General features: G+C 32.2%; 25 protein-coding genes. 1 reads left to right on the top strand and 24 read right to left on the bottom strand.

Going from position 1 to position 22,084, the window contains the following annotated elements:
* From CLU81_RS25880 to CLU81_RS25820, 13 genes are all read right to left on the bottom strand, one after another.
* On the bottom strand, nt 1–1,437 hold the full coding sequence (locus CLU81_RS25880) for an MBOAT family protein (protein ID WP_099712475.1): 1,437 nt from the start codon (nt 1,435–1,437) through the stop codon (nt 1–3).
* 200 nt (nt 1,438–1,637) lie between these two features.
* Nucleotides 1,638–2,294 (bottom strand): hypothetical protein, encoded by a 657-nt coding sequence (locus tag CLU81_RS25875; protein WP_099712474.1) that lies wholly within the window; start codon nt 2,292–2,294, stop codon nt 1,638–1,640.
* 47 nt (nt 2,295–2,341) lie between these two features.
* Nucleotides 2,342–3,928: a serine hydrolase gene (locus CLU81_RS25870; protein ID WP_199174596.1), complete on the bottom strand. Its 1,587-nt coding sequence runs from the start codon at nt 3,926–3,928 to the stop codon at nt 2,342–2,344.
* Nucleotides 3,929–4,221: 293 nt separating this feature from the next.
* Entirely contained in the window at nt 4,222–5,391 is a 1,170-nt protein-coding gene (locus CLU81_RS25865) for an NAD(P)/FAD-dependent oxidoreductase (RefSeq protein WP_099712473.1), read from the bottom strand.
* A gap of 32 nt (nt 5,392–5,423) precedes the next feature.
* A complete protein-coding gene (locus CLU81_RS25860) occupies nt 5,424–6,182 on the bottom strand; it encodes an AraC family transcriptional regulator (RefSeq protein WP_099712472.1) in 759 nt (252 codons plus the stop codon).
* Between the two features lie 25 nt (nt 6,183–6,207).
* Nucleotides 6,208–6,687 (bottom strand): hypothetical protein, encoded by a 480-nt coding sequence (locus tag CLU81_RS25855; RefSeq protein ID WP_099712471.1) that lies wholly within the window; start codon nt 6,685–6,687, stop codon nt 6,208–6,210.
* Between the two features lie 120 nt (nt 6,688–6,807).
* Nucleotides 6,808–7,992, bottom strand: a complete 1,185-nt coding sequence (locus tag CLU81_RS25850; protein ID WP_099712470.1) for an NAD(P)/FAD-dependent oxidoreductase — start codon at nt 7,990–7,992, stop codon at nt 6,808–6,810.
* 79 nt (nt 7,993–8,071) lie between these two features.
* A complete protein-coding gene (locus CLU81_RS25845; protein ID WP_099712469.1) occupies nt 8,072–8,932 on the bottom strand; it encodes a helix-turn-helix domain-containing protein in 861 nt (286 codons plus the stop codon).
* Between the two features lie 262 nt (nt 8,933–9,194).
* Entirely contained in the window at nt 9,195–10,268 is a 1,074-nt protein-coding gene (locus CLU81_RS25840; RefSeq protein ID WP_099712468.1) for a hypothetical protein, read from the bottom strand.
* A gap of 163 nt (nt 10,269–10,431) precedes the next feature.
* Nucleotides 10,432–10,809, bottom strand: a complete 378-nt coding sequence (locus CLU81_RS25835; RefSeq protein WP_099712467.1) for a DoxX family protein — start codon at nt 10,807–10,809, stop codon at nt 10,432–10,434.
* 26 nt (nt 10,810–10,835) lie between these two features.
* On the bottom strand, nt 10,836–11,303 hold the full coding sequence (locus CLU81_RS25830) for an SRPBCC domain-containing protein (RefSeq protein ID WP_099712466.1): 468 nt from the start codon (nt 11,301–11,303) through the stop codon (nt 10,836–10,838).
* Nucleotides 11,304–11,308: 5 nt separating this feature from the next.
* Nucleotides 11,309–11,632 carry a helix-turn-helix transcriptional regulator gene (locus tag CLU81_RS25825; protein WP_099712465.1) on the bottom strand — a complete coding sequence of 108 codons (324 nt, stop codon included), beginning with the start codon at nt 11,630–11,632 and terminating at the stop codon, nt 11,309–11,311.
* Between the two features lie 317 nt (nt 11,633–11,949).
* Entirely contained in the window at nt 11,950–12,663 is a 714-nt protein-coding gene (locus CLU81_RS25820) for a S24 family peptidase (RefSeq protein ID WP_099712464.1), read from the bottom strand.
* 86 nt (nt 12,664–12,749) lie between these two features.
* Between CLU81_RS25820 and CLU81_RS25815 the strand changes: the two genes are divergently transcribed.
* On the top strand, nt 12,750–12,944 hold the full coding sequence (locus tag CLU81_RS25815; protein ID WP_099712463.1) for a hypothetical protein: 195 nt from the start codon (nt 12,750–12,752) through the stop codon (nt 12,942–12,944).
* A gap of 185 nt (nt 12,945–13,129) precedes the next feature.
* Here CLU81_RS25815 and CLU81_RS25810 read toward each other — a convergent pair whose 3' ends face one another.
* From CLU81_RS25810 to CLU81_RS25760, 11 genes are all read right to left on the bottom strand, one after another.
* Nucleotides 13,130–14,716 (bottom strand): ABC-F family ATP-binding cassette domain-containing protein, encoded by a 1,587-nt coding sequence (locus tag CLU81_RS25810; RefSeq protein WP_099712462.1) that lies wholly within the window; start codon nt 14,714–14,716, stop codon nt 13,130–13,132.
* Nucleotides 14,717–15,104: 388 nt separating this feature from the next.
* Nucleotides 15,105–15,473, bottom strand: coding sequence for a hypothetical protein (locus CLU81_RS25805; protein ID WP_099712461.1), 369 nt, complete (start codon nt 15,471–15,473; stop codon nt 15,105–15,107).
* A 337-nt stretch (nt 15,474–15,810) separates the two neighbouring features.
* Nucleotides 15,811–16,743, bottom strand: a complete 933-nt coding sequence (locus CLU81_RS25800; protein ID WP_099712460.1) for a transglutaminase — start codon at nt 16,741–16,743, stop codon at nt 15,811–15,813.
* A 20-nt stretch (nt 16,744–16,763) separates the two neighbouring features.
* Entirely contained in the window at nt 16,764–17,615 is an 852-nt protein-coding gene (locus CLU81_RS25795) for a substrate-binding domain-containing protein (RefSeq protein ID WP_099712459.1), read from the bottom strand.
* A 64-nt stretch (nt 17,616–17,679) separates the two neighbouring features.
* Nucleotides 17,680–18,153 (bottom strand): DUF4265 domain-containing protein, encoded by a 474-nt coding sequence (locus CLU81_RS25790; RefSeq protein ID WP_099712458.1) that lies wholly within the window; start codon nt 18,151–18,153, stop codon nt 17,680–17,682.
* Between the two features lie 75 nt (nt 18,154–18,228).
* Entirely contained in the window at nt 18,229–18,621 is a 393-nt protein-coding gene (locus CLU81_RS25785) for a VOC family protein (protein ID WP_099712457.1), read from the bottom strand.
* Between the two features lie 4 nt (nt 18,622–18,625).
* Entirely contained in the window at nt 18,626–19,066 is a 441-nt protein-coding gene (locus CLU81_RS25780; RefSeq protein ID WP_099712456.1) for a DinB family protein, read from the bottom strand.
* Between the two features lie 26 nt (nt 19,067–19,092).
* On the bottom strand, nt 19,093–19,356 hold the full coding sequence (locus CLU81_RS25775) for a hypothetical protein (protein ID WP_099712455.1): 264 nt from the start codon (nt 19,354–19,356) through the stop codon (nt 19,093–19,095).
* Nucleotides 19,356–20,225 carry a nucleoside phosphorylase gene (locus CLU81_RS25770; protein ID WP_099712454.1) on the bottom strand — a complete coding sequence of 290 codons (870 nt, stop codon included), beginning with the start codon at nt 20,223–20,225 and terminating at the stop codon, nt 19,356–19,358. Before CLU81_RS25770 ends, CLU81_RS25775 begins: the two co-directional genes overlap by 1 nt.
* A gap of 448 nt (nt 20,226–20,673) precedes the next feature.
* Nucleotides 20,674–21,006 carry a translation initiation factor gene (locus CLU81_RS25765; RefSeq protein WP_099712453.1) on the bottom strand — a complete coding sequence of 111 codons (333 nt, stop codon included), beginning with the start codon at nt 21,004–21,006 and terminating at the stop codon, nt 20,674–20,676.
* A 112-nt stretch (nt 21,007–21,118) separates the two neighbouring features.
* Entirely contained in the window at nt 21,119–22,069 is a 951-nt protein-coding gene (locus tag CLU81_RS25760; RefSeq protein ID WP_099712452.1) for an isopenicillin N synthase family oxygenase, read from the bottom strand.
* Between the last annotated feature and the right edge of the window lie 15 nt (nt 22,070–22,084).

The following is a 22,084-nucleotide window of genomic DNA, read 5'->3' as shown; positions in this document are numbered from 1 at the left end:
TTAAAATTGGAAGTAAATAAATTGAGATTCTTTTCCTCCAAACCAAAATACTGCGATAATAATGGCATAATACATTGCATATCTAAAACCTCGATTCCATTTTAAACCAAGGCGAGCAATTGCATATTCTCTTTCTCTGCCAAACCATTCGATAAGTATAAAAATTAAAAGCAAAACAAACAAATAAGATGGTCTTACAGTAGGAACTGAGAATAAGGATTTTGAAAATATTTGAGAAATATATTGTATTGCACGACTTAAACTTTCGGCTCTGAAGAAAATCCATGCAAAAACGGTTAAACCAAATGTAATTGCGATAGCGAATACATCCTTCAAACTTGGTAAATATTTTCCTTTTGCAACAATTTCGAGATTATTTCTATTCGAATTTAATACAATCGAAGGCATAATATATAGCGCATTCAGTAATCCCCAAACTACAAAAGTCCAATTTGCGCCATGCCATAATCCGCTTACGATGAAAATAATTAAAACGTTTCGCACTTTCATCAACATGCTTCCTTTGCTTCCGCCAAGCGGAATATAGAGATAATCTCTAAACCAAGTAGAAAGCGAAATGTGCCAACGTCTCCAAAACTCGGCAATATCACGTGAAAAATACGGAAAAGCAAAATTTCTCAATAACTCGATTCCAAACAAACGCGCGGTTCCTAAAGCAATATCAGAATAACCGGAGAAATCACCATAAATTTGAAACGTAAAGAAAATAGCGCCTAAAACATGATCACTCCCGGAATAAGCTTCAGAACCATTAAAAATCTGATTTGCATATTCGGCACATTGATCTGCAATGACGATTTTCTTGAATAATCCCCACAAAATCTGCCTCAAACCATCTACAGCATTTGCGTAATCAAAAGTTCTCTTTTTTTGAATTTGAGGCAAAAGGTGCGTCGCACGTTCGATTGGCCCCGCAACTAACAATGGGAAAAAGCTAACAAAAAGTGAATAATCGATAAAGTTTTTCTCTGCTTTTATTCGGTTTTTATAAATGTCAATTACATAAGATAAACCGTGAAAGGTATAGAACGAAATACCTACGGGAAGTATAATTTTTAAGGTCCAGACATCAAACTTTAATCCAACGCCACTTAAAATTTCTGAAAAAGATTCGATGAAAAAATTGTAATATTTAAAAACTCCAAGAAAACCAAGATTAACAGAAATACTTAACCAAAACCAAAACTTCTTAGCTTTCTCAGTTTTCGCATCACACATTTTAATACCTGTGTAATAATCTAATAATGTCGAGAAAACGAGAAGAAATAGAAATCTCCAATCCCAACAAGCATAAAAAAAGTAACTGGAAACAAGTAAAATTACATTCTGAAGCCTTAAATTTCCTTTTGCAATAAACCAATATAATATAAAAACAAACGGTAAAAAGAGAACAAAGTTTATGGAATTAAAAAGCATGTTTTTAGTCTATTTTTGTGGTATTTATTGTTTGTCCAGTAGTTTCATTCAGCATAATGCAAAATGTTTAGACTAACAATAAAATTGACTCCAATAGCTTCAATTCAGATTGTCTTTAAGTATAAATAATACTGGTATTTTCGGCTAATATAAAAAAGATTATCCGAAAAAAATTAAAGTTTTTATTTATGCCGAAAATTTTAATAATTATCGATTATCCATTCATGATCAATAACATCTAAGTTTACATCCTGATAATTGATTTCTTCTTTGCTAACTTCTCTTTTATAAGGATCCAGGATTTCCCAAAGCGTTTCGTCAATGTCTGAAAGATTTGCTTTTATTATATCTTTCAGTTGTCTTTTTAGATAAAAACTATAATGCAATCCGCTTGAAAAGCCTTCTGACATTCCGTTTTCCGGAAGCGTTACTTTATAAATTTCTTCTCTAAAATTCATCAAATCACTAAAAAGCCAACCAATATCAACCGTTCTGTGCCTGATATGATCAAGAAGGTCAGGATCAGAATACAAAGCCGTTATTTGTGTTATTATTTTATCTGATAATTCATTATTTGCATCTTTTTCTCTGTCATGAAGAAATTCTCCTGATAAGACATATTCAAGATTTGTTAACTTATTTAGATGCTGCGCTCTGGTAAGTTTTTCGGTATTACCGGTAAACGAGTATTTTATTTGCACTAACGGATTGACATATTTTTTTGTCAATTCAAAAGCTTCCAAAAGTGTTTCGATTTGCGAAAGTCTAATTTTTGCAGGTTTAGAATTTCTTCTTTCCGGTGAAGACCACAAATAATTATAGTCTAATATTTTGTATAATAAATCTTTTGCTGTCATAGCTTAATACCTTAAAAATACTGATCCTGAATCTATGCGAAATCTCTTTATTTCTGAACTCTTTTTAAGTCCAAATCCTGAAAGTCAAAACTAAAATCAATATTTGGAGAAATACCTTTCATTTTAATAGCTTGTGCTTTGCCAGTTTCATCAAGTGAAAACATAGCAAATGCATCACAATTCATTGCTCGATATTCCCATTTTATAGCAAATGTATTAGCGTTATAAAAAGCCATTGGGCCATTTAATTTAGGCGAACGATATGATTTAAACCATAATTGTTTATTCTTTTCGAAAACTTCAATTTCTCCAAACCATTTGTCTGCGTAAACACCTATAAAATCTTCATTTTTGATTTTTACATTCTTTGAAGACGCTGCTTTTTCCCATACTTTTTTAGTTACATCGTCTCCACCAGCTTCATCCTGACTCATCCAAGTGACCATTTTATCTGTCCATCCAAAATCATCCAATCCTAAATAACTGTCCGAAATAGCATTTGAAACCGCAATAAAAAGTCCAGCGCCGCCATTTTGAGTATTTGTCAAAATTACGATACCTAGATTCTGATCAGGATACATTTTTACAATCGACAACATTCCAGGCAAACCTCCCGTGTGAGATACTTCTAAGTTTCCTTTTACATCTGCTAATTCCCAACCTAAACCATAACCTCTAAAATGAGAATTATATCTGGGATTTTGATCTGCTTCTTCAACAGTATGAATGCGCCACATTTCGTTATGGTTTTTCTCAGAAAATAATGTAGTTTTCAAATCAGGTCCATATTGTCCTTTATTCATAGCAACCGTCATCCATTTTGCCATATCTGCAACATTCGAAATTATTCCGCCTGCTGCGCCATTCATTTGAATTCCAAAACTGTCAATTGTTTTTATAGTTCCGGATTCTGATGAATGTGCTACAGCCAAATTGCTTTTGTCTTTGATTAAATTGCTTGCAGCAAAACTATTATTCATTTGCAAAGGCTCTATAATTCTCTTTTGTACAAATGCTTCATAACTCATTCCGCTTGTTCTCGCAATCAATTCGCCTGCAACAATATAAAGCAAATTATCATAATCATATTGCGTTCTAAAAGCAGAAACCGGTTTAAAATATTGAAAACTATTCAGGACATCTTTAATCGTAAAGTTTGATCCATCAGGAAAAAACATCAAATCACCAACGCCTAAACCAAGTCCGCTGCGATGCGTTAACAAATCCTGAATATTGAAATTCTCAGTTACATAATCGTTATACATTTTAAACTCAGGAATATGATCTTTTACTTTATCCGTCCATTTCAATTTTCCTTCGTCTTCAAGAATAGAAAGTGCCGCAGTTGTAAATGCTTTACTATTTGATGCAATTTGAAAATTTGTGTTCTCGTTTACCGCTTTTTTAGTTTCAATAGAAGCAACTCCATATCCTTTTTGGTGAATTATTTTTCCATCTTTGACAATTGCGATCGAAGCGCCGGCAACTTTAAATTTTGTCAAAGCATCTTCCATCAATAAATCAATTTTTTGTGATGTTAATTGTGCGAAAGTTGGAGTAGAAGCAAGGCAAATAAAAAGCAATGAAGTTAAAATAGTTGTTCCTTTTCTGGAGTAGCGATTGTTTTTGAACATTGTGGCTTTTCGGGTTTTATAGTTAACTTTTGGATGGAAATAAAACAATCTCGATAATTTAAAATTATAAGGATTTTTTTTATAAAAATAGCATTATTTTATTGAATATAAAAAATATATTTATGTTAAATAATTAGTTAATCCAAGATAATAATAGCGCTTATTAAACAATTACTACAGCGTTTCTCAAAATTAATGACAAAAATCTACAATAAAGGAAGTAATGAACTTATAAGACAAAAAACCTCCAAAATCAGATGACTTTGGAGGTTTTTCATTTAAAAAATGGATTGTTATTTTATCTCTTTTGGCTCTAATATTTTTTGATCCCATTCTTCTTTAGCTTTTCGATTTTCTTCAAAACCTTCATCAGAATGTATTCCTTCTTCCGCCATTTGTGTTTGTTCCTGCGCTTCGCTTGCATAAACAATCATTTTTCGTTCGTAATCTTTTACGGCCGAAAGCAGATCAGGAAAATCTTCTTCAGTAAGGCTTTTCGCCAAATGTAAAGCGTCTAGTAAACCAATATTTACACCAATTCCGGCAAATGGAGGCATTACGTGTGCAGCGTCACCAACCAACGTAATATTGCTTTGACTTTGCCAAGGTTCATTCAAGAACATTCTCCGCATTGGCAATCCAACAAAATTATCAGTTGCGTTAAATAATTCCTTGAATGTCGAATCCCAATTCACAAAAAGTTTATCGAGATAATTAAGAACCATTTCTTTGTTAGAAAAATCCATATTTTCTTTTTCAACCCAATTTTCGTCAATTTTAAAAGAAAGATAATAATTCAAAGCGCCGTTAGATTTTACCTGGCAAAAAAGCATTTTTCTTTCGGCAAGAGCCATTGTATTTTCTTCACCACAAAGTTTTTTAAATAAAGGACAACTTTTTTGGGGATCAAGAACTTCACCCTGAATAATATAAGTACCAGTATATTGCGGAACAATATCCGTAACTATTTGTCTTGCTTTACTTTTTCCACCATTAGCAACAATTACAAAATCAGCCAATGCAGTTTTTCCGTTCTGAAAATGCAAACGATATTGATCGTCTAGTTTTTCAAGTTCAGTTAATTGACTGTCCCAAACAACCGTATTTTTATCTAAACTGTCAAGCAGAATTTTTCTCAGATGATTTCTGTCAATTTCCGGACGATCAAACTTGTTTTCTTCCGTAGGCAAACTTTCTTCGAGAATATTGGCATGAATATCTAAACTGCGTTCTCCGGTTGGTCTTGCATAATGATAGTATAATTCTAGTAAACCCGCTTTTTCGAGCGCCATTTGACCAGAACCTTTATGAATGTCCAGCGTTCCTCCAGATATTCTTGATTGTGCATTTTTATCCCATTCATAAACGGTTACATCTACACCTTTTTGCTGTAAAAGTCTTGCTGTGGTTAAGCCTACAGGTCCGCCGCCTATGATTGCTACTTTTTTATCTTTTAATAACATAATTTGCTGTATTTAATATTTACAGCACAAAATTACTTGTTGTCTATAGCGGAAACTTGAATAAATCGGTCGTTTTCATTTCTGGATAATTCACGCGGATTTACGCCGGATAATTTTTTAACTTCTCTGCTAAAATGAGCCTGATCAGAAAAATTAAGTTCAGGATAAAGTTCTCCTTTTTTGATTTGGTCGAATGAAACCCGAAAGCGCAGAAATCCGCAGTAAACTTTGAGAGAAATTCCAAAATACTTTGTGAAATAACGGTTTATTTGTCGGCTTTCCCAGAATGTTTTCTCTGAGAATTCTTTAATCGACATTTCTCCATTTGAAGTATAAATTAACTCAAAAAGCTTTTGTTTTCTACTGTCAATCGTTTTTGGAATCAATTCTTTTATAATATGATTTGCTTTCAAACAAAAAGAATCAAAATCATCAAGATCACTTTCTACAAACCCCAAATAATTATTTGGCAATAACTGAAACTCATTTAAAAGATGCGCTATAGATTGCTGAAAAATATATTCAGCTGCCAAAAGTTTGAAGCTAATAAAGAACATTTTAGTATTAGCTTCGATATTTCTTTTATCATATAAAGTTCCAAGTCCAAGTAAATAAATCTGAAATGGCTCGTCTTTATCTTTCGAAAAAACCAAGTCAAAATTGGCATCTGGCATCACAACAACTTCTTTTTCAACTCCCGTCGAATTATCAACCATCCAAAAACACTCAACAAAATCTGTTATAGATTCGTCAGACAAGTTTTTTTTATATTGAATTTCGTCAGATGGCATTTTTAGTGTTTTAAAATCTAAATCCTTAAGCAGTTGCACAACCTATCAAACTATCCTCTTCTATAGCTTTTAGGAGAATTTCTTTTAATTCCTCTAAATTTTCCAATTCATTATACTCTTGTAGTTCTTTTAAAGCATCACTTTCAAAGTATTTAATAATTTGCAATAAAGATTCAATTCCTCTCAGAACACGAACAGGTTCAAATAATAGTCCTTCAACTTTTCCATCTACAGTTGTCGTAGTTTCACCATAATCACCAGAAGCTAAGGCATAAAACATAAATAGCTTAAAATAATCTTCGTAAACTTCATACGTATAACCCAGATTTACAAATTTAAGCATATCCAAAGAGCGAATACCTCCATAAAAAGATTTAGAATAATTACTCAGCCTAAATTTATCTTTACCTTCATGATCTACCTGAAAAATTCCTAAAACAGAATTCTCACTTATAATATAACTCTGATCTTTTTTATAAACTTCCACGTACGTGTAAACTCCCATTAATTTTATCTGTATAAGTTAATCTTCAACTATCTCTTTAATTTTTGCAATTGCTAAGATAGAATTTATCTCACTTTCAGAAGTAAATTTTGACGAAAGAATAACTTTTACATTATAAAATCAATTTGGTAATTCATGAAACATTTCGACCATGATTTCCAAGCCTTTTGGCGAGTACATAAAATCCAGAAACTCTTCAGTTACTTTTTCTTCCTTGACAAATCTTTCGAACATTTCTTTTTCATAATCAGTAATTGCTTCTTTTAGATTCGGAAATTTTCCATTGGTTAGATTTTCGCATAATTCAAGCGCATCAAGCATTGCCGCATTTACACCTTCACCGTTTGGAGGCAGTAAATGCGCCGCGTCACCAAGCAAAGTAATATTCGATTGCGATTCCCAGTTTTGATCAGAAGGCATTCCGTATAAAGGTCTTGGAACAAAAGTCGTTTCATTTTCCTTAAATAATTCCTGCCAAATACCTGACCAATTCTTGAATTCTTTATTAAACCAAGCTTGAACTTGTTTTACATTTTTAAAATCAATACCACTTTTTGCTGTCCAATTTTCATCCGTTTTCCATCCAATATAAAAATCTAAACTTCCGTCGCCTTTAGCGCTTAAAAACAAGGTTTTAGAATCTGCCATTGCCGATATTTTCCCGCCTTTTAATAAGTCATTAATTTGCGGAGTATTCTTTTCTGAGTTTTCAATATTTCCAACCAAATAAGTAACGCCCGAATAAACAGGTTTGATTGGCGTAACAAACGGACGGATTTTAGAATTGGCGCCATCAGCTCCAATAACAATATCGGCATTTGCAATGTTTCCGTTTTGAAAAACAATTTGCCACACATTCTCAATATTTTCTACCGAAACAATATGACTGTTCCAAACAACAGTTTCTGACTCAAGCGAATCTAGCAAAATATCTCTTAACGGTCCGCGATCGATTTCCGGTCTAAACCATTCGTCGCCGAAATCACCCGTTGATTCTTTCTGATGATCGTCATGAAAAATGATTCCGTTTTGATCCACAACGCGATATTTGTCGTTGTCAGGTCTGTAGTTTTCTTTGAAAGCGTTCAGCAAACCAGCAGCTTCAATTGCTTTCAACCCAGATTCAAAGTGCAAATCGAGCGTCGCGCCTTGCAATCTTATATGTCTATTTTCGTCTCTTTCGTATACTTTTACGTTTGCGCCTTTAAGCTGTAAAAGTCTTGCTAAAGTAAGTCCGCCCGGACCACCGCCAATAATTGCTATACTTTTATTTTCTATTAGATTTATTCCTTTTAATGCTTCCATTTTTGATACCTTTTATTTGTAGTGCAAAGAAATGGCGATTAAACGGAATGCAAAATATCAAAACAAAGTATGTATTGGACTATTCGTGGTTTTTATTTCTAAAAGCTAAAGGCGTTATTCCGGTTACTTTAGAAAATAATCTCGAAAAATACGGATAATCATCATAACCCAAATCAGCTGCAATCTCTTTTACAGATTTATCTGAATGATATAACATTCGTTTTGCTTCAAGAATAATGCGTTGCTGAATGTGATAAGTAACAGAAAAACCTGTCGTATTTTTTACGCATTCGTTAAGATAAGCCGTTGATATATTTAGCATTTCAGCATATTCCACAGGTTTTTTGACAGAAGTATAATTGCGTTCTAAAAGCCCTTTGAAAGCTTTGGTTATTGTATCAAATCTGGAAAGTGAATCTGGAGTTTTGGTTTGTTCTAAATATTGCGAAATAACCAATCCAATTAATACGTTGCAACTGTCTTTAAGTATCGAATGATATAACTTTTCGTGGTTTCTTTCGGATATCTTTACACCAAGCGCAATAGTTTCTGAAATCACAGAAAATGTTTCCTCGTTTATCAACAAAGGTTTTACGGGCGTAATATCTTCTAATAATTTCAGATATTCAGGATTTAGATTTTCATTATCAATTGCCCAACCGCTAAAAGTTACATTTTCGAAACCTATTAAACGATGTATCTGATTGGGATGAATATAGAGTAGGGAAGAAGGCTGAATTTTATAAGTCTGAAAGTCAATTTCGATGCCCGTAGTTCCGCTTTCCTGCAAAAGAAACAAATGAAAATTATCCCGATGCGACTCTTCAAATTCTTCAAAAGAATCTAAATCTTTAACAGATATTCTTCCAATAATTGCAATTCCAGACTCAAATTCGCCAGCAGCAGGATTTACAGGAATTGATTTTGCTTTTTTAGACATTATAATTTTGCTTCTTTATACAAAGATATTTAATTATTTGATGGGAATTTTCAGGAGCAAAGCAATCCGTTTTTTGAATAGGCTCCAGCTTTAGCAGGAGTTTGCATAAATAAATCTAAATGGCTTTAGCCAAAAATATCGAATTTGGCTAAAGCCTTACATTGTCCATATTAATTAACTCCAGCTAAAGCTGGAGGCAATTCAATAAATAATAATAATAATAATAATACTCAAAAATTGGCATCTTTAAACAAGAATTCTTTTAAGCCAAAATCTCCATTTTTAATTTATTCAAATAAATATAGAATAACTTATTCTTATCAAAACAATACGAAGTTCCTATATCACGATTATAAATAGAAATTCGTTCTAAGGTATGAATGTTATAAACTTCAATTCTATCGTAAAAAACCAATAAAATTAAATTGGTATCAGACAAAAATAGTTCGTGCGGAGCTGAATCCTCTTTTGAATAAGAAAGTGTAAACTCAATAGCATTCTCAAAATCATCTTGAGACAGTTCTCTTATTTTAATTTTTATCTCACCAAAATCTATATGATTGTAATACACTATTTTATTTCCACTAGAATTAAAAATATGATTACTTCCAAATTCATCGATTTTATAAGAAAACAGAAGCACAGGTTTTTTTATATCATTAATTCTAAAAATATTAAAACTTCCTCTTGGATAATTTCCGTCTCTGTCGAAAAAAACCAAACCAAGAAGATTTTTATCAGGCAATGAAAATATTGGATATTCATCACCATTGAATCTTAAAAATAAGAAATCGTCTTTATAAAAAACCGTATCAAAAAAATCTGCTAAATCATGTTCGCTAAAGTCCTCTAAATCTAAAAAAATAAAATTATCACTTACAAGATATTTCTTCAAAAAACAGTAATCGTCCAGAGGGTTATGGGATTCGTCTTCTATTTTTTCAAGAACTACTTTTCCTTCCAAATCAATTTTAAAATGACAAACTTCCTCTTTAGATTTTTTAAATCTTGCTTTTAAATAAATGAATTCTAAATCTTCAGATAAATAAAACTTAAAAATATGTCTTAAAGAATATTCGCCTAAATGACTCAAATCCTTACTATAATTGACAAAAGTATTATGTTCAAATTCACTATAATAAATACGCAACTTATTGTCGAGCGTAATTTTTGTTTTTAAAGAACTATTAAAATCGATAATTTCAACAAATAATCCCCAAGATGAATTAACCCTAAGCAATGCAAGTTTATTAGAATTTGGAATAAAATGCATCTTTAAAATATTCCCGTAAGAAACCTGAATATCTTCTGTCAATTTATAAGTTACCGATTCCATAAATTCAATTTTATATCTTCTTTTAGCGAAATATTTGTCAGACGAAAATAGAAATTATAAATTCAATTATGTTTATATTATTGCAGAAAACGATTTGTAAAGGCAATAAAAAAACTCCATTGAATACAATGGAGTTTTAAATATATTTCAGTTTTAAACTTAATTAAGCCAAAACCGTTTTTCGGTCAGCAGGTCTAAAATACCACGATATTACTGTTAAAACGATTAATAATAGTGGTCCAAAAAGTTCTTTAGCCGCATCTCCGCTTGCTACGTGAGAGAAAATAGCACCAGACATCGCAAAGAAAAATCCAGCATAAGCCCATTCTTTCAACAACGCAAACTTTGGAATAAGAATCGCAATAACACCCAAAAATTTCCAAACAGCCAAAAGCGTTAAAAAATAAAGCGGATATCCCAAATGAGCCATCATATCACCTTGATCTTTTACTTTTATAAATTGTACAATTCCAGTTGCAGTCATTCCTAATGCAAGCCAAAGCGTTGCAACCCAATAGATAATCTTGTTTCTCTTAGTCATAATTACTTGATTTAATTAGTTGTTAGTTATTTTAATTTATTTACAGAATCCTGTAAACGGTTATGCGCCATATTAATGCCCTGAGCAAACGGAAGTTTCAGCATTTGATCTCTAAGTTCCGGTGATTTGTAAACGATTTGCATTGTAAGTGCGCTCGTTTGATCTGATACTTTTGTGAATTCTAAAAACTCAAGTTGTGCCGGAAAAGGAGTATTTTCCATCTCAAAAGTTCTGGTGATTCTTTTATTTTCGATTATTTCGTGAATCACGCCATTTGCCTGAAATACCACATTTCCTTTAGCATCTGTGGTTTCAAATTGCCAACCGCCATGTTTTACATTTTCAAGTTTCAAAACTTTTGTTCCCATCCATTGTTCAACAATTTCAGCCTCTACATAAGCTTTGAAAAGTAATTCAAGAGGCAAATCAAATTCTCTCGTAATTACTAAATCCTGTTTGCCATTTTCGGCATGAATTTTAGTTTTTGGTTCCATGAATTTTATTTTTTAGGTTGATAGTTCTTCATTATGGCTTCGAGTTTATTGAACTTTTCGTCCCACATTTTTCTAAAAGGCTCTATGAAATTGTCAATTTCCTTGATCTTTTCGGGATTTAAATGATAATAAATCTCTCTTCCGTTTTGTGTTTGATGTAATAATTCACATTCACTCAAAATCTGAATGTGTTTTGAAATAGTTTGTCGTGACGAACTAAAATTCTCCGCTATTGTACCTGGTGTCATAGCCTGAAGCGCAACCAAACTCAAGATTGCTCTGCGAGTAGGATCTGCTATTGCCTGAAAAACGTCTCTTCTAATTTCCATTGTGCAGTTATTTGACTGCAAATATAATGCAGTTATTTGACTGCACAAATTTTTTGAAGACTTTTTTTAAGTAAAACCTTAAAATAATTTAAAAAACCTAAATGTAAATTATTAAAAAAGAGTAGAATAAAAACCTGTTAACTACGATTTCATTAAGTTAAGCTTAAAAAAAATTCAGTTTTTATCTGCGTCTTTACGAAGTAAATCTGTTTTATCCGCGTCAAAATTAAACGCTGATTTTACTGATTCGCTAAAGCGAAAACGCTGATTAAAACGGATTTTGCTATACACTCAACGGGTTAGAGTAGAAGTAAAAATTAATAAGTAGCATTTATTCTAATGCTGGCTTTTATAAGCGCTAAGCCTTTTACAGCATCAATATGAAAGTCTTTCGGCTGATGGTGTTTATTTTCAGAAACGAGTTTTATAAATTCGTCACCTTTCTCAGATTTGTGAATCCATTTTACCATCACAAATTCTTCACCTTCATCATTAACTAAGGAAATCAGGTACATTTCGCCCCAATAAATATTCCCGATCGAAGTTGTGATCTTTTTATATATAATGATATCTCCCGATTTTAGCAGCGGATACATACTATCGCTGCTTACATAAACTGCGCCATCACATTTTGGTAAATTTGGCACCGTAATCTGATCAATTAACTTCTCTGTACTTTCGTCATCAAATAATGTTGATGCGGATGCGTGAACGTCAAAAAGTGGAATATTTTGCTTTTGATATTCGTCTTCTTCTGATTGAGATTCGTTTACAAAATTATTATGTTCACTATTCGAATTTTCACTATAAATCTGATTTTTGACCATTTTTTGCTTTCCTGTAAGCAACCAAACCGGATTTAGATCTAAACAATTGTTTATTATCTTATTGAAGACATCTTCTCCTAAATTTCCATTTCTTTTTAATTGGGTACCTAAATATCCATTGGACAAGCCATTCTCCTTCTCAAAACGAGTTGGCTTAATTCCTTTATAATCAAGGTATTGATAGAGTCTTTCAATTGCTTTCATAAAATATAAGAAAATATTTACTAAACCTTGCTGTTTTATAGACTATTGTTTATATATTTGTTCCCGCAACAGGAACAGACAAGGCAATGGACAAAGAAACGAAAAAGAAAAACATTTACAACACAGAAATCCTTAATCGTATCAAAGAAAAATATGGTTTATCAAAAAGATTTATCACAATGAGCCTTTCCGGTGATCGAAAAAGTGAGATGACGGATACTGTAAGAAAAGATTACAAAAAGATGGAAATTGCAATTGCAACGCTTCTAAAAACACTTTAAAAAAGTAGAATAATCTAATATTATAAAACATAATAAGGCAAATAATATCAAAAACGATTTGTTTCCTTGATTTAGAGGATTTCAACCACTAATCACTAAATCGAAAGCCTCCTTAATCCTGGATTTTGGAGGCTTTTTTTTTATTTTAAATGTTTTAAATATGACAGAATATCTATTGCGTTAATTTATAATACTATAAAGTTCTCAATATTAATCTGTTCCAAGAAATAAGTATCGTGCGAAACTACAATCAGTGAACCTTGATATTCGTTAATTGCTTTGGTCAGGATTTCAATATTCTGAATATCCAAATTATTTGTTGGCTCGTCTAAGATAATAAGATCCGGAGATTCTTTGTTTATCGTAAGACAACAAAGCATTAAGCGCATTTTTTCGCCTCCGCTTAAAGCAAAACAAGGTTTATCCCAATCTTCTCTTGAAAACAAGAAGCGATTAAGACGCATTTTGATTTCATGTTCTTCTAATCCAGATGTATTGAAATATTGAGCCTGATCATAAACTTTAAGCTGATTTTGAATTAAAGAATAATCCTGATCGATATAAATTGATTTATTATCAGCTCTAAAAACAGTTCCTATTTGGGTATCTAATTCTCCTAATATAATTTTAATCAAAGTCGTTTTACCGGAACCATTCGCGCCTTTTAATGCAATTCTATTTCCGCTGATGATTTCGATATTTAGATTTTCTTTCCAAAGAAGTTGTTCTTTATATTTAAAATTAATTTCATTTGCCTTAAAAAGCACTTTTCCTTTGTGTAAGATTGAATTATCAAAACCTATTTTCATTTGATCAATATCAGGAATCGAAGAGCGCAATTCACGTAATTCCTGCGAAATACCATCAATCTTTTCTGCATGAACTCCTTTTAGTTTCGAACTGCTATTTTCGGCATTATTGCGCAGCGTGTTCATCATGATTCTCGCAACTCCGGATTTCTCCTGTTTCTTTTTACCCCGAGCATCTAGTTTTTGCTGTCTTTCTAATGTTTCCCTTTCTTTTTCGCGGGCTTTTCGAAGTGCTTTTTCTTTGGACTGTAAATCCTGATTTAAAGCATTTATTTCGATTTGCTTTTGCTCAGCATAAAAATCATAATTCCCGCCATAGACAGCAACGTCGTGTTTGTTTAATTCATAAGTTGTATTGAGTTTGTTTAGCAAACTTCTGTCGTGACTCACAATTAGCAAAGTACTCGATGTAGATTCAATAAAATTATATAACAATTCTCTGGCAGCTGCGTCGAGATGATTGCTGGGTTCATCCATCAAAACCAGTTCCGGCTGATGAATTAAAATACCGGCAAGAAAGATTTTTGTCTTTTGTCCGCCACTTAAAGTATTCATTTTTGCCGTTAGGTCTAAATCTTGTAATTTCCAGTATTTTAAAGCATTATTACAGCGCTCTTCAATTGTCCAGTCATCGTTTAGAATATTTAGATTTTCTTCGGTAACATTGCCTTCGATTATCTCTTTAAATGCCTTAAGTTTATCGGCAATACGCAATGCTTCGGCAATTGTAAGTTCATTGTATTGTCCAAAAATCTGCGGAATATAATAGGGTTCAGAACCTAATCTCAACTCTCCGTTTAAAGGTTCTGATTCGCCTGCAATAATCCTTAGTAAAGTCGATTTTCCCGAACCATTATTACCAATTAATGCAATTTTTTCGTGATTGTTTACAGTAAAACTGATGTTGTCAAATAACAATTCCTTGTTATTGTGTTTATATGAAATGTTTTGTAGAATAAGCATAATTTCTTTCTCTAAAGATGAATAAATTGAGCCACCACAAATTGCGGTTTACTCTCTAAATTGCCTGAAAGAAATTATTTTTCACATAAATTAATGCTTTAGTTATAAGCTTTGTAAAGATATAATTTTATGTTTTAGTGTGCAAAGGGTAGGGGAATTTGTTTTTTTGTAACGAATTTTTTCAAATTTTTATTTTGAAACTGCTTAAAAATTAGCCACAGATTTACGCAGATTTAAACAGATTTTTTTTAATATTTATTGCCCGAAATTAATTCGCAAAAATCGTGGCAAACTCTTTTAAAAAAAAATAAAAAAACCATATTGCTTTTGGGTACAATATGGTTTGCTGATTAAATATTTTGAGTTCATAAACAATGAACTTTGATGGTTATATTTTGCTAAGGGTAAGTTTCATTTCTTTACTATCCAGTATCAGTTTGTCTTCTGTTATAGTACTTTCGCAAGGGTATGGAGTACCGGTTTCATCTTTAATTACTAAACTTTTTCCTCCTTTTGTCAAAGCATAAGTACCATTATTGATTTCGCTCTGCAAATATCCAGTTACATGCCCATCTTTAGTGAAGGTTAATGTTCCTTCAGTTAGAATTACATTTTTTATTGAATCAGAGAGAGGCATTTTAGGCTCAACGGCGGTAACTTTCCAGGAGTTCACCAATTCATTTCTACTCTTATGACATGAAATCATTAATACTGCCACCATTGCAATTCCGAAGATAAATAATTTAGATTTTTTCATGATTTTGTGATTAAAGTTAAACTACAGAAAATTACAAAATTTTTTCTAATTAAAAATCTAAAAATCAAATATTTATAAAGCGGCAGGAATTGAATATGGAATTTTAATCTAAAATGACGTTTTTTATAAACACATAGAAAAGAGAACATTAACGTAATTCCATTTATAGCCACCAATAAACGTAAAGGCGCACAGCAGTGCGTCTCCGCAAAGATTGGAAAGCACGGATAAATTATTAAAAAACAGATAAAACAAAAAAGACGCACTGCTGTGCGCCTCTACAGAAAAACCTTTGTCCCTTTGTACCTCAGTCCCGAAGCTTCGGGATTGTACCTTTTTAATTAAGAGTTAACGCTCCCAAAATCTCTTCGTACAAAAATGGTCCTCCGGGATATTTCGCGGTATAATCCAGATTCATCCAAACCTGACCACGATCATCAACATGATAATGTATTTTTTTGCCGTAACTTTCTTTAACAAAAAGCACGTTTTTAATCAAATAATTGACTTTCTCTAAATCGATTAAAGAGCCAATTAATATTTCAGGATAAATATGCCCTTTGGTATGAATTAATCGTGGAGTTCCGCCAATAGAGCGCACTGCAGCAGCAATTAAAATAGAATGATCGTCACAATCTCCAGAGAAATATTCTAACGATTCACTTGCTGTTGCAATATAATCACCTTCTTTTGGGTCGTTGACATAATTCCAACGGCTATTAATCTCTTTAAAGACCGCAAAACACTGAATAATGGTTCTGTAATCAGAATATCCTTTTATGCCTTTAAAATGCTTTGTAGTTGCCATAATAGCAAAATTCCGAACTTTTGGATTCTGATATTCTATGGCGTTTATGATTTTTGATTTATTTGGAAACGGAAGCAACTTTGCCACAATAATATCCTGCGGAAAGGGATTATCTGACATCGTATAAATCATCGAATTATAATCTTCGGAAATCTCACTAAATCCATAATTCCCGATAACGGTTCCGTAAACTAAAATCAATAAATAAACCGCGATACACAATATTATAATCGTTCGCAACAGCATTAAAAGAAAGAAAACTGCAGCAAAAACAAATATAAATATGAATACACGATCTAAGTTAAAAGCCCAATTTAAATCAATTAAATTCTGGTGCAAAATGATAAAAATTGGGATTGTGATCAAAAGACTCAATATCATAATAATAACCCTATCCCAAGGTGATTTCACCTGTAACTTGGATTTTAATTGCGGAAAGTCAATTTTAGGGAATTTTATCATAAGAATCAAAAGCAGTTTTTTTACAGTGCTTTTACCGTTTCAACAAAAGTACTTTTTTTATCAATAATACCTAGGTCAAATAATTGATTTTGGATTTTAATAAATGCTTTTTCGCTTAAATGTTTCTGAGACCATTGTGTAAGCTTTAACCATTCCTGAATATCCTCTAATTTTTGATTAAAAAGCTCCGATAAAGTTTTATCAATATCAGGAATCTGAGTAAAATCGTGGGTTGTATTATTTATAATTTCAAGAATTTTCTCGACAGTTTTTGGATTCTTTTTCAAGAATTCGTCGCGAACGGTAATCACAAATGACGGCCATGGAGTAGGGCAATCGCCAACGCGTCTAAAAACACCTTTATCAACAAGAGGTTTTGTCATGAAACGTTCCCACATAAAATAATCAGCAGTTCCGTTTGTTAGCGCTTCAACCGCGCCATCGATAGTATTGATGATTTCAAACTGCAAATTATCAGTTTCCCAACCTTGTTCATGTGCATTTACATACGCCATTAACTGAGATCCTGAACCTATTCTTGAAATTGCAACTTTCTTGTCTTTAAGATCACTTACGGTATGAAAATCTGATTTTTCGGCAACGTGAATGCCCCAAATTAAAGGCGATTGCACATAAATCTGAACAATTTTACTTGGATTTCCGGCAACAATATCTTTTACAATTCCTTCCGTTAGAATAACTGCTATATCAGCTTCTCCGTCACGCAGCATCTGACACATTTTACCAGTACCTTCCGGAATATTTTTCCATTGCAAATCAATGTTTTCAGCTTCAAATTCGCCATTTTCAATGCATAGATGCCATGGCAAATTGAAGTGTTCGGGAACACCTACAATTTTTACAGTTTTCATTATAGTTTAAGTTTAAGTTAAGTTTGGTATGCGTATTATAAGTTTGTTTGTGTTTTATTTGGGTTTAGTTTTTTAATAAATCGGCACGGTGTTTTTCAGAAAGACAAGGTTCTGCAAATTCTATAACTGAATTTGATTCATACTCATCCAAAATATTTTTTACGATCGAATAATCTACTTCTTTTACGATTTCGGCTGCAAGAAATGTATCGTTCAGGCTTTCTGATATGCAATTAATTGATTTTAATTTTTCTCTAATTATTTCTTTGTCAAAACCTCCTTCTAAAATTAAAATCTGAACAATTGAATTTCCTGAGCTTTCAAGTGTTTCTCTGTGAATAAAGCATTTTTCGGTCTCGTCATATTCTGCACGAAAAATATCATCCGTTGCAATCAAAGGTCCAAAAAACGGAATATTATCCAATTTAAAATATCCTTTTTCCAAATCTATAATTTCAGCCCACATGGTTTCTGAAACTATTTCTTCCAGATAAGTACTGTAATATTTAAATAAGATTTTTTTGTGTGTTTCTGCCATTATATTTTTTGTAATATTTTTTTAAGCTTAAGAATTAGAATCATTATCTAATTCTCAAATTGACTAATTATCTAATTAGTTAATTTCATTTATTATTGCTTTCAACGGTGATATAACAATGCGATAACCATCTGGATCGAGAAACATTTTTCCGTTTTCATTCCAGAAAGGATTACTTGCAGTTACTATTGAAATATTCGCATGTAACAGATTACTAACCAATACATCATAATCTATAATTGATTTTGGATAAAGCACAATAACGTCGTCCTGATCAAAAGTATGATTCGCTTTTTCGTGTGATTTTGTAAATTCAAAATGCCAGTCTAAACCGGATTTCCCAACAAAAATACCGTCATAATTATTATGATTCTGAAAGTCTCCTAATAGTTCAAAACCAAGAATATCAACATAAAAGTTTACAATTCTTTCTAAATCATCAGTATGTCGGGCAACTCTCAAAAACATAATCTTAAGCTTTTATCTGGTTTATATGATGTTCTAAATGTTCCACATAATCTGTCATCAGAAACTTTAAATCAATTACAGAACCGTCACTTAGCACAATTTCATAATCTAAAGCTTTCTCATCAACAGATTTCATAAGTCTGACAATCTGTTTATTAAGCACAAACCACAACTGCGTCAACTCGTCAATATCCATTGTTTGATATTGGTTTAAATTTACCAAATCTATTTGACTATATGGCCTGTGTCGATAAGGTTTTTCTACATAATTTATTTCTGTAAAACGAACCAGATTATGAATTGCAGAATCAACCAAATGCCCTAAAACCTCTTTTTTAGACCATTTTCCAGGTTTTCTTTCTTCTAAAGTATTTTGATTTATTGTTGGAAAATAAGAAACATTCTCCAACAATAATCTTTCAAATTTAAGAATAGCTTCTTGCATGAATAGTTATTTTTTTTGATTTCAGATCAGCCTTCTATTTTTTCAATCAAAATTATAAAACAAATAAAAAGCATAAATCCAGCAAATAAATTTTTCTGAGCAGTTGTAAATCCATTTTTATCAATACTTTCATCATCATTATCCCAATAATAATCTAAACTTTTAGGATATTTTTCTTCGATTGATACATTTAGAAACTGAAAAAAACTCCATCTAAACAAACCTCCCATACCTAAAGTAAATTTTCTTAGCGGTTTATAAATCAAATGATCGATAAAAAAACTAAACATTAATTACTCGCCAGTTTGTTCAATGTATAAGTAATCAATTCATCAACAGCTTTATAAGGATCCTCACTAAAAGTTCCAGATGCGCGATTTGCAATAATAGCATTCAAAGACAAAGCATTATGTCCCAAAAGCGCCGAAAGCCCATAGATCGCAGCCGTTTCCATTTCTAAATTAGTGATTCTTTGGTTATCAAAATTAAAATTATCCATTTTATTGTTTAATTCTTCATCTTGAATATTCAAGCGTAAAACACGTCCTTGTGGTCCGTAAAATCCTCCGGCAGTTGCAGTGATTCCTTTGAAAATCTTATCAGATTCAATGATCTTTTCCAATTTTTCAGAACACGCAATTGCATAAGGTCTTCCTTTTCTAATATCCCAATTTGTGTGTGCAATAAAAGCATCTTCGATAGCGGCATTCGAAACTTCGTCGATCAAATAGGAGCGAAGCATATTGTCTAATCCTAATCCAAATTTAGACATTACAAAACTATCCACAGGAATATCTGTCTGCAAAGAACCCGAAGTTCCGATTCTGATAATATTTAGCGAAGTCAGATTTTCTTTAGGTAAACGAGTTTCTAAATCTATGTTTACCAAAGCGTCTAATTCATTCACAACAATATCAATATTGTCAGGACCAATTCCTGTTGACATTACAGATATTCTTTTTCCTTTATAGATTCCGGTTTGCGTTTTAAACTCTCTTTTTTGAGTTGAATATTCGATAGAATCAAAAAACTGAGTGATTTTCTCTACTCTGTTTTGATCTCCAACAAAAATTATATCGTGAGCAATATGTTCAGGACGAAGGTTTAAGTGGTAAACGCTTCCGTCTGGATTTAGTATTAATTCTGAGTTTTGTATCATTTTTTTTGAGGTTCAAAGTGGCAAAGGTTTTGAGGTTCTGAGGTTTTCTTTGGAGACGTATAACTTTGTGTGTTATTATGCCGACAGATTTAACAGATCGAACTGATTGTCACTGATTTATTTTTTTTTAAGGTTCAAAGTGGCAAAGTTACAAAGGCACAAAGGTTTTCTGTAGAGGCGCACAGCAGTGCGTCTTTTTTTTATGCCCACAGATTTAACGGATTTAACAGATTGCCACTGATTTTTATTTTTTTTCTAATTTTTCAATAACTGGAAATCTAATTTTTCAAGACAAAGCTTTGCGATCTTTGTGTTTTTAACACCCAACGTTTCGGTATCAAATTATAATTCTTAGCGAACTTTGCGGTTAAATTTTTAAAATCATTTTAAGTCTCAACAACAAACTTGAAACTTGAAACCTGAAACCTGAAACAATTCTAAACTTTTTCTATCCTCCAACACGTTTCGTTTTAAATCCTTTTGCTTTTAGGATTTCCATTATTTTATCGCGATAATCGCCTTGAATAATGATCGAACTATCTTTAAAAGTTCCGCCCACGCTTAATTTGGTTTTAATTTCTTTGGCGAGAACTTTAAAATCTTCATCAGATCCTTCGTAACCTTCGATAATCGTGGTGGCTTTTCCTTTTCGTTTTTCAAATTTGCAAATCATAGGCTCTTTTTGAATATAAAGCACATGAGCTTGCTCCTGAATTTCCTCAGGCTCATTTGATTCAACATGATCCGGAAATAAGTTTTTTAATTGATCTTGTAAGTCCATATAATTTTTATTCTGAAAATAAATTTCAATAAATATAGTTTGTAAAAATTAAATTCCAAATTCCAAAGTTAGCATTGGAATTTGGAATTTAAAAAATTGAAGCTTTAAAAGTTTATTTTTTAATTAACCCTAAATCTACTAAACGTTCATATAAATAATCTCCCGCTGTAATATCTTCGAATTTCTTAGGATTCTCAGCATCGATACAGTTTTCAAGACAATCCAGACGCATATCGCTTACCGGATGCATAAAAAACGGAACTGAATAACGAGAAGTTCCCCATAATTCTCTAGGCGGATTTACAACCTGGTGAATCGTAGATTTTAGTTTGTTATTAGTATGTCTTGACAACATATCTCCAACATTAATTACTAATTCATCGTCTGCAGCGATTGCATCAATCCATTCGCCATCATGATTTTGAACCTGTAATCCTTTTCCCTGCGCACCCATTAATAAGGTAATCAGGTTAATATCACCGTGAGCAGCTGCGCGAATTGCGTTTTCTGGCTCAGAAGTAATTGGTGGATAATGAATTGGTCTCAAAATAGAGTTTCCTTCTTTTGCATACTGGTCAAAATAAAATTCATCTAAACCTAAGTGCAAAGCCAAAGCTCTTAATACATAAACACCTGTTTTTTCAAGCATTTGATACGCTTCTTTACCTACAACATTAAAACGAGGTAATTCTTTTACTTCAACATTCTCCGGATATTCCGAAGCATATTTTGAAGAAGCATCAACATATTGTCCAAAATGCCAAAATTCTTTCAAATCACCTTCTTTACGTCCTTTAGCATGTTCTTTTCCAAAAGATACATAACCTCGTTGTCCGCCAATACCGGGAATTTCATAATTATGCTTAGTTTCCACTGGCAAAGCGAAAAATTCTCTAATTTCGCTATAAAGCTCGTCTACCAACTGGTCGTCTAAAAAGTGACCTTTTAGGGCTACGAAGCCAATGTTTTCAAATGCACTGCCGATTTCATTTACAAATTTTTGTTTACGTTTCGGGTCGTCCGAAAGGAAATCACGTAAGTCTACACTAGGAATGTTTTGCATACTTTACATTTTTAT

The organism is Flavobacterium sp. 9 (assembly GCF_002754195.1).
Taxonomy (GTDB): Bacteria; Bacteroidota; Bacteroidia; order Flavobacteriales; family Flavobacteriaceae; genus Flavobacterium.
This window is presented reverse-complemented; position numbering and strand designations above follow the sequence as displayed.

Bases quoted from the DNA above. Each gene is read 5' to 3' on its own strand.
- CLU81_RS25880 (WP_099712475.1), bottom strand. From the start codon at position 1,437: ATGCTTTTTAATTCCATAAACTTTGTTCTCTTTTTACCGTTTGTTTTT.
- CLU81_RS25875 (WP_099712474.1), bottom strand. From the start codon at position 2,294: ATGACAGCAAAAGATTTATTATACAAAATATTAGACTATAATTATTTG.
- CLU81_RS25870 (WP_199174596.1), bottom strand. From the start codon at position 3,928: ATGTTCAAAAACAATCGCTACTCCAGAAAAGGAACAACTATTTTAACT.
- CLU81_RS25865 (WP_099712473.1), bottom strand. From the start codon at position 5,391: ATGTTATTAAAAGATAAAAAAGTAGCAATCATAGGCGGCGGACCTGTA.
- CLU81_RS25860 (WP_099712472.1), bottom strand. From the start codon at position 6,182: ATGCCATCTGACGAAATTCAATATAAAAAAAACTTGTCTGACGAATCT.
- CLU81_RS25855 (WP_099712471.1), bottom strand. From the start codon at position 6,687: ATGGGAGTTTACACGTACGTGGAAGTTTATAAAAAAGATCAGAGTTAT.
- CLU81_RS25850 (WP_099712470.1), bottom strand. From the start codon at position 7,992: ATGGAAGCATTAAAAGGAATAAATCTAATAGAAAATAAAAGTATAGCA.
- CLU81_RS25845 (WP_099712469.1), bottom strand. From the start codon at position 8,932: ATGTCTAAAAAAGCAAAATCAATTCCTGTAAATCCTGCTGCTGGCGAA.
- CLU81_RS25840 (WP_099712468.1), bottom strand. From the start codon at position 10,268: ATGGAATCGGTAACTTATAAATTGACAGAAGATATTCAGGTTTCTTAC.
- CLU81_RS25835 (WP_099712467.1), bottom strand. From the start codon at position 10,809: ATGACTAAGAGAAACAAGATTATCTATTGGGTTGCAACGCTTTGGCTT.
- CLU81_RS25830 (WP_099712466.1), bottom strand. From the start codon at position 11,303: ATGGAACCAAAAACTAAAATTCATGCCGAAAATGGCAAACAGGATTTA.
- CLU81_RS25825 (WP_099712465.1), bottom strand. From the start codon at position 11,632: ATGGAAATTAGAAGAGACGTTTTTCAGGCAATAGCAGATCCTACTCGC.
- CLU81_RS25820 (WP_099712464.1), bottom strand. From the start codon at position 12,663: ATGAAAGCAATTGAAAGACTCTATCAATACCTTGATTATAAAGGAATT.
- CLU81_RS25815 (WP_099712463.1), top strand. From the start codon at position 12,750: ATGGACAAAGAAACGAAAAAGAAAAACATTTACAACACAGAAATCCTT.
- CLU81_RS25810 (WP_099712462.1), bottom strand. From the start codon at position 14,716: ATGCTTATTCTACAAAACATTTCATATAAACACAATAACAAGGAATTG.
- CLU81_RS25805 (WP_099712461.1), bottom strand. From the start codon at position 15,473: ATGAAAAAATCTAAATTATTTATCTTCGGAATTGCAATGGTGGCAGTA.
- CLU81_RS25800 (WP_099712460.1), bottom strand. From the start codon at position 16,743: ATGATAAAATTCCCTAAAATTGACTTTCCGCAATTAAAATCCAAGTTA.
- CLU81_RS25795 (WP_099712459.1), bottom strand. From the start codon at position 17,615: ATGAAAACTGTAAAAATTGTAGGTGTTCCCGAACACTTCAATTTGCCA.
- CLU81_RS25790 (WP_099712458.1), bottom strand. From the start codon at position 18,153: ATGGCAGAAACACACAAAAAAATCTTATTTAAATATTACAGTACTTAT.
- CLU81_RS25785 (WP_099712457.1), bottom strand. From the start codon at position 18,621: ATGTTTTTGAGAGTTGCCCGACATACTGATGATTTAGAAAGAATTGTA.
- CLU81_RS25780 (WP_099712456.1), bottom strand. From the start codon at position 19,066: ATGCAAGAAGCTATTCTTAAATTTGAAAGATTATTGTTGGAGAATGTT.
- CLU81_RS25775 (WP_099712455.1), bottom strand. From the start codon at position 19,356: ATGTTTAGTTTTTTTATCGATCATTTGATTTATAAACCGCTAAGAAAA.
- CLU81_RS25770 (WP_099712454.1), bottom strand. From the start codon at position 20,225: ATGATACAAAACTCAGAATTAATACTAAATCCAGACGGAAGCGTTTAC.
- CLU81_RS25765 (WP_099712453.1), bottom strand. From the start codon at position 21,006: ATGGACTTACAAGATCAATTAAAAAACTTATTTCCGGATCATGTTGAA.
- CLU81_RS25760 (WP_099712452.1), bottom strand. From the start codon at position 22,069: ATGCAAAACATTCCTAGTGTAGACTTACGTGATTTCCTTTCGGACGAC.